This is a genomic window from Paenibacillus sp. J22FR5, from assembly GCF_059691975.1.
In genome coordinates, this window is the sequence record NZ_JCAUAN010000003.1 from 22,541 (window position 1) to 36,859 (window position 14,319).

A 14,319-nucleotide genomic window follows, 5' to 3' on the forward strand; every position below is an offset into this window, starting at 1 on the left:
GAGGATACGATGTTAATTTTGCCGGATTATGAGATGATCAGACAAATCTATCAGGGTGAGCGAAACGTATTGTACCGCGCCATTCATAAGCAATCAGGCGAGAAGGTGATCATTAAGACGCTGCGCTCTGACTTCCCGATTGCTTCGGATATCGCTAGATTAAAGCGTGAATATGAAATTGGGAAGATGCTGGACATCCCTGGCATTGTTAAGCCCCTTGCTTTGCCCAAGTATCAAAATAGCGTAGCGTTAGTGATGGAGGACTTTGAAGGGGAAACTCTTACAACGTATTTTCCATTGTTTCGACAATCGATTCAAGCATTTCTACAAGCAGCCATTCAATTGGTCAAAATTGTAGGCGAGATTCATCAACGCTATGTCATACATAAGGATATTAAGCCTAGTAATATTATTATGAATCGGCAGAAGCAGATTATGAAACTGGGAGATTTCAGTATTTCTTCGTTTACGAGAGAACGTCAAGAAATGCTGAATCCCTTATTGCTAGAAGGGACACTCAGCTACATGTCGCCTGAGCAGACGGGACGCATGAATCGGATCATTGACTACCGTTCGGATTACTACTCACTAGGGGTCACATTTTATGAAATGATTACGGGACGCCTGCCATTCCAAACGGAAGAACCGTTGGAGCTGCTGCATTGTCATTTTGCCGTCACTCCGATACCACCTGAAAGCTTGAGAATGGAGATCCCGAAGCCGTTGTCTGATATTATCATGAAGCTGCTCTCTAAGGATGCGGAAGACCGCTATCAAAGTGCATATGGGATCATGCAAGATCTTGAGCAAGTTTTACTGATGGTAGATTCCAAAGAAGGTATCCAGGATTTCACGGTTGGTCGATATGATATGACGGATATGTTCCAGATCCCGCAAGGCTTATATGGCCGATCCAAAGAGATCACGAAGCTGCTGCACGTTTATTGTAATGCGGTGCATGGCTCTCTGGAGGCAGTCTGGGTCACAGGGGAGTCAGGTTATGGCAAGTCTTTTCTGATTGCTGAAACGAGGAAGACGATTATGAAAGACAACGGCTGGTTTTTATCCGGTCGTTTCGAGCCTAATAAGCAGCACGTCTCCTATCATGCAATTGCCAAAGCATTGCAAGAACTCGTCAGGCAGCTTTTGACGGGGAAAGATCAGCAGCTTGACGAATATCGCACTCGTTTGCTCAAAGTGTTGGGTACGAACGGCAAGGTTTTAACGGATCTTGTTCCTGAACTTGAACTTCTGATCGGGGAACAACCAGCTGTGAAGCAGCTCCCGCCACAAGAAACGCAGAATCGGTTACATTTTTTGCTGCAGCAATTTTTGTTGATTTTCTGTGCTAAGGATCGGCCAATTGTCTTGTTCCTGGATGATTTACAATGGGCGGATACGGCCTCCTTGCAAGTACTGGATCTACTGCTGAACGATTCGCAACTGAAATATTTCTTGTTCATTGGTTCCTATCGCAGTGAATATGAGACCAATTGGCTGTCGTCCATGCACATCCAGTTGCTGAATAAGCTTCCTGCTCGACTCATTGAGGAGAGAATAACGCTCAAAGCGCTGGAGATTCATGATGTCAAGCAATTGATTGCAGAGTCACTGAAAACGGGGCAAGAGCAAGTCGCTCAGCTGGCTGAGTTAGTTGTGCAAAAAACAGGGGGTAACCCCTTTTTCGTCAAACAATTCCTGACCGCTTTACATGAACAGAAATTGCTTTCGTTCAATTATGAAGTTAATCGTTGGATTTGGGATATGAACGAGATTCAAAGGCTGCGAATAACAGATAATCTAATGTTCCTTCTGGCCGAGAAACTAGAGCGCATGCCTTCGAGAACGCAGCATGTCTTGCGCTTGGCATCCTGTTTAGGCGTTTTCTTCGACTTGGAGGCTTTGGGTATTATTATGCGTTGTTCCTTCGTGGATGCACTGCAGGAGCTTGAAGTTTCCATTCAAAGCGGATTAATTATCCCGGTAGGCATGGACTATAAATTTTATACAGAAGGTGATTCTACAGCACGGGAAATCCGATTTATGTTCGTTCATGACTCTATTCAAGAGGCCATCTATGGTTCCGTTGGTGAGGCGAAGCTTACGGAGATGCATCTGAACATTGCCCAATTGCTACTCTCGGAATTGTCGGAAGTTGAAATCGAACGGCGGATTTTTGAAATTGTAAACCATTTGAATATTGGCTCTGATTTGATCACCGAACGGACAGCATTTATTCAACTTCTTGAATATAATCTTAGTGCAGGGCGCAAAGCCAAGGCTTCTAATGCCTACCGATCAGCGCTTCAATATTATCATAAAGCACTGCGAATATTGAGTCAGATCAAGGAGATGGACTTAGAAGAGTTATGCTACACCATCCGTCTAGAGGAGTCAGAAGTACTTTATTTGAACGGTCAAGCGGATGAAGCTGAGATCTCGTATGAAAAACTCCTGAAAGAAACGACATCCGCCCAGCAGAAGCTGGAACTGTATAACCTGCAAGTGGTGCTGTACACCAACATTGGGAAGCAGCATAAAAGCGTTAAGGTTGGCTTGCAAGTTTTGGCTGAGCATGGCATTCGGTTAGTAGAAGCACCTACAAGTGCTCACATTTTCCTTGCTTACTTAGATGTGAAGCGAATGATTGGACGCAGAAATACACTCCAACTCTATGAATTGCCGATCATGGAAGACGCGTATCGATCCAAATTAATGAGTTTCATGATGAGTGTCGCGATATCTGCTTATTTCGTGAATACGAACTTATTTGTTCTGTTTATGCTTAACATGACGAAGCTGGCTTTGAAATACGGGAACTCGCCCGTGATGGCTTATGTGTATGGTGCGTATGGCTTAATTCTGGGCTCTGGGTTCGGCGATTACCAGACAGGCTATCAATATGGACAGCTTAGCAACCGCATCAATGAAAGATTTCAATCTCATCAATATCGTAGTAGAAGCTATTTCTCCTTCGGATTGTTCGTTACACCTTGGGTGAAGCCGCTTCAAAACTGCCTTGTGCATTTAAAAGATTCTTTCCGGAGCGGAATTGAAGACGGTGATTTGGTATTTGCAGGCTATGCTCTGACCTACCAGGTGTTGATCAAAGATTTCCAAGGGGTTACGCTCACGGAAGTACTCGAGGATTTAACGAAGAATTATCGGATTCTGGAGCAGACGAATCATCATGATACGCTCCTAATGATGGAATTGCTTCGCATGGTGATCATGAATTTAGAAGGCAAGACCATTAATCCATTGTTAATCGGAAATCATGAGGATGAAGATGAACAGTTTGTTCGTAAATTGGAAGTTCATCCGAATCAGGTTATTCTCCACGTATACACCGTGAAGAAAATGATGTTGTATTATTTATTTGGGCATTACGAGGATGCAGTGAACATGGGGAGAGCCGCTGAGCCCAGACAAACCGCATCGTTCGGTTTGTTTCACATGCCAGAGAATTATTTTTACTTTGTCTTATCAATCGCTGCCAGATATAGTGAATTGTCCCTGAGCGAGCAGAAGGTTTGCACTAAGCAGGTGAAGAAAATGTTGAAGAAGATGGATAAATGGGCTAAATATAGTCCGGAAAACTTTCAGCACCTCAGTCTGCTCATGCACGCAGAGTGGAACCGTGTGACAGGCCAAACGCAACGGGCAGAGCAGGGGTATGAAGATGCCATACGCCAAGCACGAGAACATGGGTTTATTCATCATGAAGCCATCGCTAGCGAAATTGCAGGAAAGTATTATAAACAGCTTAAACGTGAGAAAATTGCTAAAACATACCTCATGGATGCGTACTACGGCTATGTCAGTTGGGGAGCAAAAGCGAAAGCGGACGATCTGATCAAGCGTTATCCCGGTTATCTATCCACCTTGCATGAGTCAACAGATTTGGCAACAACCAAAATCAGTGACTACTCCCTACAGGCAATTGATTTCAAGACCATCATGAACACATCCCGATCCCTTTCAAGTGAAGTGAATTTGGAGCAATTGATCAAGCGGCTTATGGAGATTGTTACGTATTCTTCAGGTGCGGAGAGAAGTATCCTCGTTCTGAAGGACAAGGATAGCTTGTACGTTGAAGCGGAAATGCTGGCTAGTGAGGGGAAGGATTCCTGTAAGGTCAGCTCTGTTTTGCTTGAATCACGCGATAATCTCCCACAGGCCGTCATTCAGTATGTTGCACGCATGAAGGAAGGCGTTGTGCTGGACGATGCGGAGAAAACAGGGTTTTTCACGAACGATCCATATATACGACAAGCAGAGAGTAAGTCGATCTTCTGTGAGCCCATACTACATCAGGGCAACTTAGTCGGTGTCTTTTATTTGGAAAATAATTTGATTCGGAAGGCGTTCACCTCGGATCGGTTAGATGTGATCAAGCTATTATCTGCTCAAGCCGCCATTTCCATTGAGAATGCTAGGCTGTATAACGATCTCGAATCCAAGGTGAAAGAACGGACGAACGAATTGATTTTGATGGAAACTTCGCGGCGAGATCTCTTATCGAATATTTCCCATGATCTTGGAACGCCGCTTACATCGATCCAGGGCTATGTGGAAGCGATTTTGGACGGGGTGATCCAGGAGCCGGAGGAGCAGAAGAAATACTTGTCCGTCGTGCATATGCGAATTGTCGGTATCCAAAGATTAATCACAGATTTATATCAATTGAGCCGACTGGAAACCAAGCAGTTCCATTTCCAACTTGCGCCAACCTCGTGGGGGACGATGATTCGTCAGCTTTTTGCCAAGTATGAATTAGATGCGTTAAATGCAGGTATTGCTTATACGCTCAACGTAGAGCCCAAGGATGGTCAAGAGTTGCTGCTAACTGTAGATACGGATCGGATCGAACAAGTGTATGCCAATATTATTTACAATGCCATTAAGTTTTCCACCTCAGGCTGTTCCATCGATGTTCGGGTTGAAATCCGTGATGAGCCTTGCGAACTCGTTATTCGGGTGTCGGATACGGGGGTTGGGATTAGTGAAGAGGATCTTCCGCACATTTTCGAACGCTTCTATAAGGTTTCCAAATCGCGCAGTAATTCAGGCGGAAGTGGCTTGGGGCTTGCCATCGCGAAAGAAATTGTGCAATACCATGGTGGTCAAATTTGGGCGGAAAGCCGCCTAGGCAAAGGCTGTAGCATTTCATTCTCACTGCCTTTACACCGCATATAAGGACTGCAAACCGTACATCTTACTAGTAGATGTGCGGTTTTTTTACCGCAGAAAGGACGTGTCTATACGCAAGCTGTTACCAATGCTATTGAATTCGACTTGTGATATACTTCTGTAGATATTAGTCATCGAAGGAGTTTACACACATATGCAATCATTTATTCAATGGAATCCAACAAAATTATGGTTTGGCGAAGGTCAGATTAAGCAATTGCAACAGGAGCTAGGTCAAACCGGTAAACGAGTGCTGCTTGTTTATGGCGGAGGCAGCATTCTCCAAAATGGTGTATACGATGCTGTAATAAAGCAGCTTCAAGATATGCAAGCCACGGTTGTAGAAATGTCTGGCGTGGAGCCTAATCCTAGGCTGACAACCGTTAAGAAGGGTATTGAGCTATGCCGCAAGGAGCAAATCGATCTCATCCTTGCTGTAGGTGGAGGAAGCGTCATTGATTGTGCCAAGGCGATCTCCGTTGGCGTTTACTACGAAGGCGATGTCTGGGACATCATCACGAGAAAAGCAGAGCCACAGAAGGCACTTCCATTGGGTACCGTACTAACGCTTGCCGCGACTGGCTCGGAGATGAATAATATCTCTGTCATTACGAATTGGGACAGTAATGAAAAGCGCGGCTGGAGCAGTCCGTTGGCTTATCCAGTTTTTTCTATTTTGGACCCTGCCTACACAACTTCCGTACCCTTGGATCAAACGGTTTACGGGATTGTGGACATGATGTCCCATGTGCTGGAGCAATACTTCCATCGCACTGAGTATACACCGATGATGGATCGCTTCATGGAAGGGGTTCTGCTTACTGTTATGGAGGCTGCACCGAAGCTTCTGGCAAATCTCCAAGATGTAGAGCATCGGGCAACGATTATGTATGCTGGAACAACCGCATTTAACGGCTTGCTTTCATGTGGCACAGACGGGGGAGACTGGGCATCGCATCAAATTGAACATGGCTTATCCGCTGTTTACGATATCCCGCATGGGGGTGGGCTTGCCATCGTATTCCCTAACTGGATGACACATTGTGCAGAGGACGATCCTTCGCGAATGAAGAAATTGGCGATGGCTGTTTTCGGAATCGATGCTTTTGGAAAAACCGATCATGAGATTGCGGTAGAAGGTATTCAAGCCCTGCGTCAATTCTGGGATTCTCTTGGAGCGCCGAGTCGACTTGGGTATTATGGCATTGATGATCAACGCATTGAGTTATTGGTGCATAAATCATTTATGAAGCCTAGCATTGGGCAATATAAAATCATGACAAGAGACACCGTCAGAGATATTCTAATGAGATCGTTAGCATGAAATATTATATATACGTGCTAGCTGGAGCGATCAGCTTCGGACTCTTATCGACTTTCGTGAAGAAAGCTTATGAATCTGGTTTTCATGTTGGCGAGGTTGTTGGCAGTCAAATCTTCTTTGGTTTAATCATGATGTGGCTCATGGCTTTTGTGACAGCCAAATCTGCAAGACAGGGGTCGGCTGAGGCCAAAACGTTTCGCGTATCGCCGCGTCAAGCACTTCTGCTCATGTTAGTGGGAACAAGCTCTGGTTTAACTGGGATATTTTATTATGCAGCTTTGCAATATGTGTCAGCATCCTTTGCCATCCTTTTATTGTTTCAATTTACGTGGATCGGCATTGTTCTGGAAGCCATTATAGATCGGAAACGTCCAAGCAAGGATAAACTAATTGCACTTATTTTCTTATTCGTAGGTATTATTATGGCAAGTGGTTATTTAAAAGGAAATCTCGAAGCCCCCTCCTGGGTTGGGGTTAGCTTAGGACTCCTATCTGCACTGACATATGCATTGTTTATTGCTATGAATGGGAAGGTTGCCAAGGCAGTTGCGCCAATCACACGAGGTGCTGTCATGCAAACTGGCTCGTTCATCATCGTCATGCTGATTTTCCCGCCTCACTTTCTGTGGAACGGATCACTGCATGAATCGTTGCTGCCGTGGGCTTTACTGCTAGCATTGTTTGGGGTTGTAATCCCGCCGTTGTTCTTTGCGATTGGTGTGCCGCGAATTGGCGGCGGAATGGCCACGATCATGAGCGCCGCGGAGCTGCCAACGGCAGTGATCATGTCGTTTATCGTCTTGCATGAATCCGTTAACGGACTGCAATGGTTAGGCGTTATTATCACCATGTTGGGTATCGCATTGCCAGAACTAATGAAACGAAGACAACGACTTCCTCGTTTGCAAACCGAGTAAATCAAGGTGAATTTCCCTAACGTAGGGGGATTCACCTTTTTTGCTGTAGCATGTACAGATAAGAAATTTCGAGCAAAGTTGTAAAAGTTCATAGTTGTTCTGGAATATTCAGTAGTAAAGCGGGGGCTAAAACGACTATCTTGAAGTAGAGGAGGTGAGGCAGTCAACCAGATTTGAAAGCGTTTTATATTTCCGTATTAGGCGTGAAGTATGGGATCCAAAAACGAAATTCAAGAGAGGACGGATTCATTTGATGAGAAAATCGATATCGCGTTTGCTTAGTTTCTTGCTTGTAGCAGTATGTGGACTTGGTGTGTTGAGCAGCAGTTTATTCAACAATGTTGCGCAAGCGGCTGCGGTCACGATTCAAAATGGCATACAATTCAAGGATACAAGCGGGAATGTGATTCACGCGCATGGCGGTGGGGTTATTAAAGTAGGGAGCTACTATTATTGGTTTGGTGAAAATCGCAATGCGGACGGCACATTTAAAGCTGTCTCCTGTTATCGGTCCACCGATCTGAAAACATGGGAATTCCGCAACGATGTATTAACGCTAAATTCCTCTGCCGAGCTGAATGTTTCCAATATTGAAAGACCCAAAGTCATTTATAACAGTTCGACGGGTCAATTCGTATTATGGATGCATTGGGAAAATGGAGTCGATTACGGGCAAGCTCGAACAGCCGTAGCCTATTCCAGCACTGTAGATGGCAACTACACGTATCAAGGAAGCTTCCGTCCCCTTGGGTATGACTCCAGAGACATGACCGTTTATAACGATAACGGTACGGCTTATTTGATTAGTGCGACTAGTGTAAACGCTAATTTGAATATTTATAAGCTTTCTGCTGACTTCCGAAGTGTGGACTCTCTGGTCACCACTTTGTGGTCAGGGCAATATCGTGAAGCACCAGCTATGTTCAAACGCAATGGCGTGTATTTCCTTGTTACCTCTGGAGCAACAGGTTGGGATCCTAACCAAGGTAAATATGCAACAGCTAGCAGTATAACAGGTACGTGGAGCGGCCTTACTAACTTTGGGGATGGAACGACCTATGACTCACAGAGCGCTTATGTGCTGCCAATTGAAGGATCAAGTTCAACAAGCTTTCTGTACATGGGAGATCGCTGGGCTGGCGCTTGGAGCGGCAAAGTGATGGAATCACGTTATGTGTGGCTTCCCTTGGCATTCCCAACGACGACGTCACTCTCCATGAGCTGGGGAAGCAATGTAACGATCGATGCGAGTACAGGTAGCTTGTCAGCATCCTCGCCTGCAATCGATACGAGTGCATATTATTTACTTGAGAATCGAAATGGCGGAAAAGACTTGAATGTCGTAGGTCAAGGTACCGCGAATGGCGATAACTTAGAGCAATATATCGATAGCGGTTGGGACAGCCAACAGTGGAAGTTTGTGAGTGCAGGAAGTGGTTATTATAAAATTCAAAACAAGGCGAGCGGCAAAATCATAGGTGTTGAAAATGGAAGTACCTCAGACGGGGCGATCATCGAACAGTGGACAGATGGTGGCTGGACGAGTCAACATTGGCAAATTATCGATAACGGAGCGGGTAATTTCAAGTTGAAAAATCGCGCAACGGGTAAGCTTATCGATATTTCGGGTGCTTCCAAAGCCAACGGAGGAGCGGCCATCCAATGGACCGACAATGGCGGGAAGAATCAGCAATGGCGTCTGCTTAAAGTTCAGTAATGAGGTGAGAGCTACCCCAAGCATGGAGAAATCGATGTCGGGGTAGCTTTTTTGCACAAAAAAAGGCCGAATGGCCTTTGGTGATCTAAGGTTATACAACCGCGAGTTGCTTCAGTTCGAACTTAACGGTTGTTAAATGAGTGAGCTCCGGCAAGGAGAAATATTCAGCCAATCGGCGTAGTCGCATATAAATCGTTCGTAAAATGACTGAATCCAATTCTGTAATCATTGCTTGATTTGCGATATAGTCCGACATGCTCATTTTGATTAAAAAAGGACTTTCTCTTAAATCGGTCAGTTTCCGTTGCTGAAGACGGTCACCAAAGCTTGTAACATACTTGGTTTGCTTCAACGCGGACTGAAACCGTTCCACACAGGTTCTTGTAACTTGCATGTGTCTTTTAGCCCCATAAGCATCAGACACGGTAAGTATTTGGTTTTTTTCATCTAAGGAATTACTTTTTAAGTACACAATTTCGTGAGGGGCGACACCCTCAATGAGCAGGCGAATAATGATGGCGTCTTGCGGATTGATACATTGCGTCTCGATGAACTGGATTTTCTCTAGAGTAAGAATAAGAAATCAACATCCCTTCAAGTTTGAACTTAGTTTTCTGCAAAATTACATTTGGGTTTTCAGAAATAAGCAACTATACAAGTTATGCGATTTAAGAAGTGATTATGACTAGAAGTTTGTTATGATGTAACTATAGCTGAAAGAAATTCGAGGAACAATGAGGGAAAAGCCCTAAATAATGTTAGTCTAATTTCGACAAAATTATCTTGCTCGAGCCTGATTATCTAGAAATGATGGACCCATAGAAAACACAGGAGAGCCTAGATTTCATACAAGCAATGATGTGAATGGTGATAAAGTGTGCTCACGCTCGGAGCGTCCAATTAATCAAGGGGATAGGAATGGCAATGCCATTGTCGTAGATGCCTTTCAAGTCCGTACACATGGAACGGATTATGCCACGGGCATGAATAATTCCCTGAAGGGGCTCCTTTTTGTATGCTGGATAAGCTAAATATCGACATTCTGCCGTAAGTGTGGGATTATGAGAAGAGGAGTATGGTAACTATTACGCAGGGAGTGAAAGGCATGTCACGCAAGTGGGAAAGAATGGTAAGTAAAAATACGAAAAAGGCAAACCTGACCCGTTCCAAGCAAGGAAAGGCACCGATTTCGACGGATCCGGATCGTCCGGTCGTTTTTAAAGGAAGAAGCATCCTGTTAGCTGCATTTTTCATTGTGGTGTCGATCTTCTTATTGATTACGTTGACCAAAACCGAAGGGGACAAGATGTACTGGTATACGACACTTAGTTATCTAGTTGTCGGTGTACTCATTTATTTTGTGCGGAGACCGTACTTGCGAGTCACCAAAACGAATCTTTCGAAGAGAGGTCTAGCCAGAGAATTAGTGCTTGGTTCCGAAAACATAAAAGAGATCGTTCATGCACCAGGTCAAATCATCATTGAGCTTACCGGCAAGTCTCCGCGTTGGGTATATAACAAAACGTTGAACCGCTTTGATATCACGGCGATGGCGGACAAGCTGAAGAAGTTTGCTGAGCAGAATCGAATTGCTTTTGTAGATAAAACTGTATAAAGGTTATCCAGCATACATTAAAAGCCTCCTACCCACGTTATACTCGTGGTGTTGGAGGCTTTTATGTGGAAGCGGTGCTTAACCTCGTGTGAATTAGAATAATCCCGAGCTTTGGATAACCGCATAAAATTGGTTGAACTCCTCGATAGTTAGCTGCTGCTGCGCATCTGAGAGGGCTGTAGCCGGATTGGGATGGACTTCGACCATAATCCCATCCGCTCCCGCGGCCAAGGCTGCTTTGGCGCAAGGGGCGAAGATATCCTTGCGTCCTGTCGAGTGAGTGACGTCGACCAGAACGGGCAAATGACTTTCTTGCTTCAGGATCGGAACAGCGGAGATGTCGAGTGTATTCCGTGTGGCCTTCTCATAGGTCCGAATTCCGCGTTCGATCAACATAACCTGTGTATTACCCCGAGATAGGATGTACTCAGCAGCATGCAGGAATTCATCGATCGTAGCGGACAAGCCGCGTTTCAAAAGAATAGGCATGCGAACCTCGCCAGCTGCTTTCAGAAGCTCAAAATTGTGCATGTTTCTTGCGCCAATTTGAATCACATCGATGTACTGACCTGCAATTTCGATATGTGCGGGATCCACGATTTCACTGATTGTCTGGAGTCCGAATTCATCGGCCACTTCTTTGAGGATCTTCAAGCCTTCTAGACCTAACCCTTGAAAATCATAGGGGGATGTTCGAGGCTTGAAGGCGCCGCCGCGCATCACGGTCACGCCAGCGCTTTTCAATGCAGCAGCAACCGTGCGTACTTGCTCGTAGCTCTCGACGGAGCAGGGGCCTGCAATCATGATTGGTTTAGTCCCGCCGATGCTAACGGGACCAAGCGGGATTATGGTATCTTCTTGCTGCTTCTTACGACTAACAAGCAGCTGTTTCTTATGATCCGTTTGTTGTAAGGAGAGCGATGCTTGGAAAATTTGTTTGAAAAGGTGACGAATGGTATCATCCTCAAAAGGGCCTGTATTCCGTGCAACCAATGACTCTAGCATTCTTTTCTCGCGAAGCGGGTCGAATTTCGGCACGCCTTGTTTTTCTTTCTCGATCCCGATTTCTTGGGCGATATGTGCTCTTTCGGAGAGCAATGCCAACAATCCCGCGTTAATTTCATCGATACGACCTCTCAAATCGTCCAGCTTCGTGTTTTCCATCCATCTTTCACTCCTTCAAATTAGTTGATAACAACAGCAAAAAGCCCCCCGTCGCAAGGGACGAGGAGCCGTGGTACCACCCTTATTAGAAGCCTCTTTTCCGGAAGGAATGAGTCACTTCTCACTTTTAGCCCTTTATCGCAGGGGATACGGGTAACCTTATGAGCACTAGTCAGTCCAGTGTTGTTCAGGTACCAGCTCAGGAGTGAACTTGGGCGAAATATTCGATCGCGTGCTTCCAGTCAATGGCACAGCGTCCCTGGTAAAGAATGATTTCCGCTTACTCTTTCCTTCATCGCTTCTATGTGTGTTAACTCAGCGTAGAGCAGATAATGCATTAGACGTATTGTAAAGCAGCTCTAAGAATGGTGCAAATATGGACTTTAAAGCGTATCGGCTTCACTGCTTTGAAGTGTGTTCATTAATAGCCCTTTGCTAGCCAATATATGCATGAAGGAGAGAGCCCGCTTATGAGAATCCATCTTTTTTTTCGTAGACACGATTTGCAGTCATTTTTCTGCTAGATTCGGAATAGTAGTTTAGGAGGGAGAAGAAGGGGGCTGCGGTGATGCTCACACTAAAATCATGGACAGGTTTATTTAACAAGGGAGCTGCTGATATCTACCACACAATGAAAGTGCGTGCGCCTCGTGATTATTTTGATCGTGCCGATGCGTTCTTAGAGGATATTGTGTATACGTCGCAAGAGGAACTTGAAGGAATCAATAAAACGTTCCTCGTTAAGCTGTTATTTGATAATTTCATGGATCATGTCCGAAAAGGCAAGGATCTATACACCTATATTTTGCAACTGAGAAGTAAATTTGGAGGCATTGCTGCGAGTTCAAATACCAATGAACGGCCATCTACAGGAAGTGTGCCTGGTTTTCAGTGGGGGCTATCTTTTCAAGCCAACAATTTAGAAAGAGCTTCTTATTTAACACTGAACGTAAGATTACACCCAGCCGAGGTCAATCGGATGCGTGTCTTTTTCGATGATATGAATTGGAAGCATCATCATCCACTGAATATGGAAATAAATGAGCTCTTATCGCTGCTCTTTATAGAGTTTATTACTGAGCTTCGGAATGGGTTGACCGAGGAGACGAAGGAAGAGATCGTTGCGGCTATTGTTCACAAATGGGAGGAACAATAGCCTGCTTACGCTCTACGTGATCTACGAGATAGGTTGCGAGATAGACTGCGTGGATGAACGAACAATAAGCTCTGAGGGAAGCATAATTCTGCGAGACTCATAATCAATGTCTCCTTCTATGCGTTCTATAAGAAGCTGCATCCCAAGCTGGCCAAATTGATAGGCGGGCTGTGAAGCCACAGTAAGGAACGGATTGATTGCACCTGCGGGTCCGAAGTCGTCGAAGCAGACAACTGACATGTCACCAGGTACCTGTAAGCCGCGCTTGCGCAAAGATTGAATAACCCCAACGGCCAACATATTATTGGCAGCGAAAATTGCTGTTGGCATCTCTTCAAGCTGGAGTAGATCATCTAGGGCGGAATCATCGTTGAAATCGCGATAGCTCAGATATACAACGAGCGAATCGTCTACGGCTAGTCCATGTAGGCGATGTGCTTCGCTATAGCCGGTGTAACGCAGCCGGGCCGTTGAAACGTCCTGTGAGCCGTTCACTAACGCGATGCGTCGATGACCTCGTGTAATCAAGTGTTCAACGAGATTGCGTGCACCTTCTTTACTGTCACCAAGCACGACATCCGCATCAATCCCCGGAATTTCGCGATCCAAGACGACAAAAGGAATCTGATGCTTTTGTAGCTGTTGCAAATTTTCAAGTGAACGATCCCCAGCAGGTGCGAATAAAACGCCATCCACACGGGTGGAGAGGATCATATCGACATAATCCTTTTCTTTTGCATAATCCTCATCACTATTGGCAAAAAGCAAGCGATAGCCTGCCTTTTTCGCTGCATCTTCAGCGCCGCGGGCTAATGTCGTATAGAACGGATTGGTAATATCCGTAATAAGTAGGGATAACAAGTTCGTCTTCTGGGACACCAGGCTGCGCGCCAGTGCATTCGGAATGTAGTGGAGCTCCTCCATCACTTTCCGCACTCGCTTACGCGTCTCTTCGCTGATCCGGCCTGTGTTGTTGATCACTCTTGAAACCGTCATAGCGGAAACACCGGCCTTCTCGGCGATGTCATAGATTGTTATCATTTCGTAATCTCCTTTACGAGCCTAGTAGTCGTCTATTTTGAAATAGTAGAAAGCAATGTTTCACACATTTTTAGATAAACGCACTTGTCCTAAGAGGACGTCGTTGCCGTTTATTTCATATTGTATAGAAATAAATGATTGACAGCAAGACATAAAGTTGTTAATTTTGAGTTATCGGTAACATACTCTTAT

At 45.1% G+C, this 14,319-nt stretch carries 9 protein-coding genes; 6 read left to right on the top strand and 3 right to left on the bottom strand.

Going from position 1 to position 14,319, the window contains the following annotated elements; translation table 11 throughout:
- The first annotated feature begins 9 nt into the window (after window positions 1-9).
- The 4 genes from AC58P7_RS06320 (at window position 10) to AC58P7_RS06335 (ending at window position 9,151) form a co-directional block, all read left to right on the top strand.
- A complete protein-coding gene (locus AC58P7_RS06320) occupies window positions 10-5,199 on the top strand; it encodes an AAA family ATPase (RefSeq protein WP_497340966.1) in 5,190 nt (1,729 codons plus the stop codon).
- Between the two features lie 148 nt (window positions 5,200-5,347).
- On the top strand, window positions 5,348-6,517 hold the full coding sequence (locus AC58P7_RS06325; protein WP_497340968.1) for an iron-containing alcohol dehydrogenase: 1,170 nt from the start codon (window positions 5,348-5,350) through the stop codon (window positions 6,515-6,517).
- The gene (locus AC58P7_RS06330; protein WP_497340970.1) at window positions 6,514-7,434 is read left to right on the top strand and encodes an EamA family transporter; all 921 of its coding nucleotides are present in this window, start codon (window positions 6,514-6,516) and stop codon (window positions 7,432-7,434) included. Before AC58P7_RS06325 ends, AC58P7_RS06330 begins: the two co-directional genes overlap by 4 nt.
- Before the next feature lie 253 nt (window positions 7,435-7,687).
- Window positions 7,688-9,151 carry an RICIN domain-containing protein gene (locus tag AC58P7_RS06335; protein ID WP_497340972.1) on the top strand — a complete coding sequence of 488 codons (1,464 nt, stop codon included), beginning with the start codon at window positions 7,688-7,690 and terminating at the stop codon, window positions 9,149-9,151.
- 91 nt (window positions 9,152-9,242) lie between these two features.
- On the opposite strand, the gene AC58P7_RS06340 is transcribed toward AC58P7_RS06335, so the two are convergent.
- Complete coding sequence (locus AC58P7_RS06340; RefSeq protein WP_497341550.1) at window positions 9,243-9,728, bottom strand: phage lytic cycle repressor MrpR family protein; 486 nt, start codon at window positions 9,726-9,728, stop codon at window positions 9,243-9,245.
- A gap of 528 nt (window positions 9,729-10,256) precedes the next feature.
- Here AC58P7_RS06340 and AC58P7_RS06345 point away from each other — a divergent pair.
- Window positions 10,257-10,766, top strand: coding sequence for a hypothetical protein (locus AC58P7_RS06345; protein ID WP_497340974.1), 510 nt, complete (start codon window positions 10,257-10,259; stop codon window positions 10,764-10,766).
- 93 nt (window positions 10,767-10,859) lie between these two features.
- On the opposite strand, the gene AC58P7_RS06350 is transcribed toward AC58P7_RS06345, so the two are convergent.
- Window positions 10,860-11,930: a bifunctional 3-deoxy-7-phosphoheptulonate synthase/chorismate mutase gene (locus tag AC58P7_RS06350; RefSeq protein ID WP_497340976.1), complete on the bottom strand. Its 1,071-nt coding sequence runs from the start codon at window positions 11,928-11,930 to the stop codon at window positions 10,860-10,862.
- A 568-nt stretch (window positions 11,931-12,498) separates the two neighbouring features.
- On the opposite strand from AC58P7_RS06350, the gene AC58P7_RS06355 reads away from it, so the two are divergent.
- The gene (locus AC58P7_RS06355; RefSeq protein ID WP_497340978.1) at window positions 12,499-13,086 is read left to right on the top strand and encodes a hypothetical protein; all 588 of its coding nucleotides are present in this window, start codon (window positions 12,499-12,501) and stop codon (window positions 13,084-13,086) included.
- Between the two features lie 21 nt (window positions 13,087-13,107).
- Here the strand turns inward: AC58P7_RS06355 and AC58P7_RS06360 are convergent, their stop codons facing one another.
- Window positions 13,108-14,127 (bottom strand): LacI family DNA-binding transcriptional regulator, encoded by a 1,020-nt coding sequence (locus tag AC58P7_RS06360; protein WP_497340980.1) that lies wholly within the window; start codon window positions 14,125-14,127, stop codon window positions 13,108-13,110.
- Window positions 14,128-14,319 lie beyond the last annotated feature (192 nt).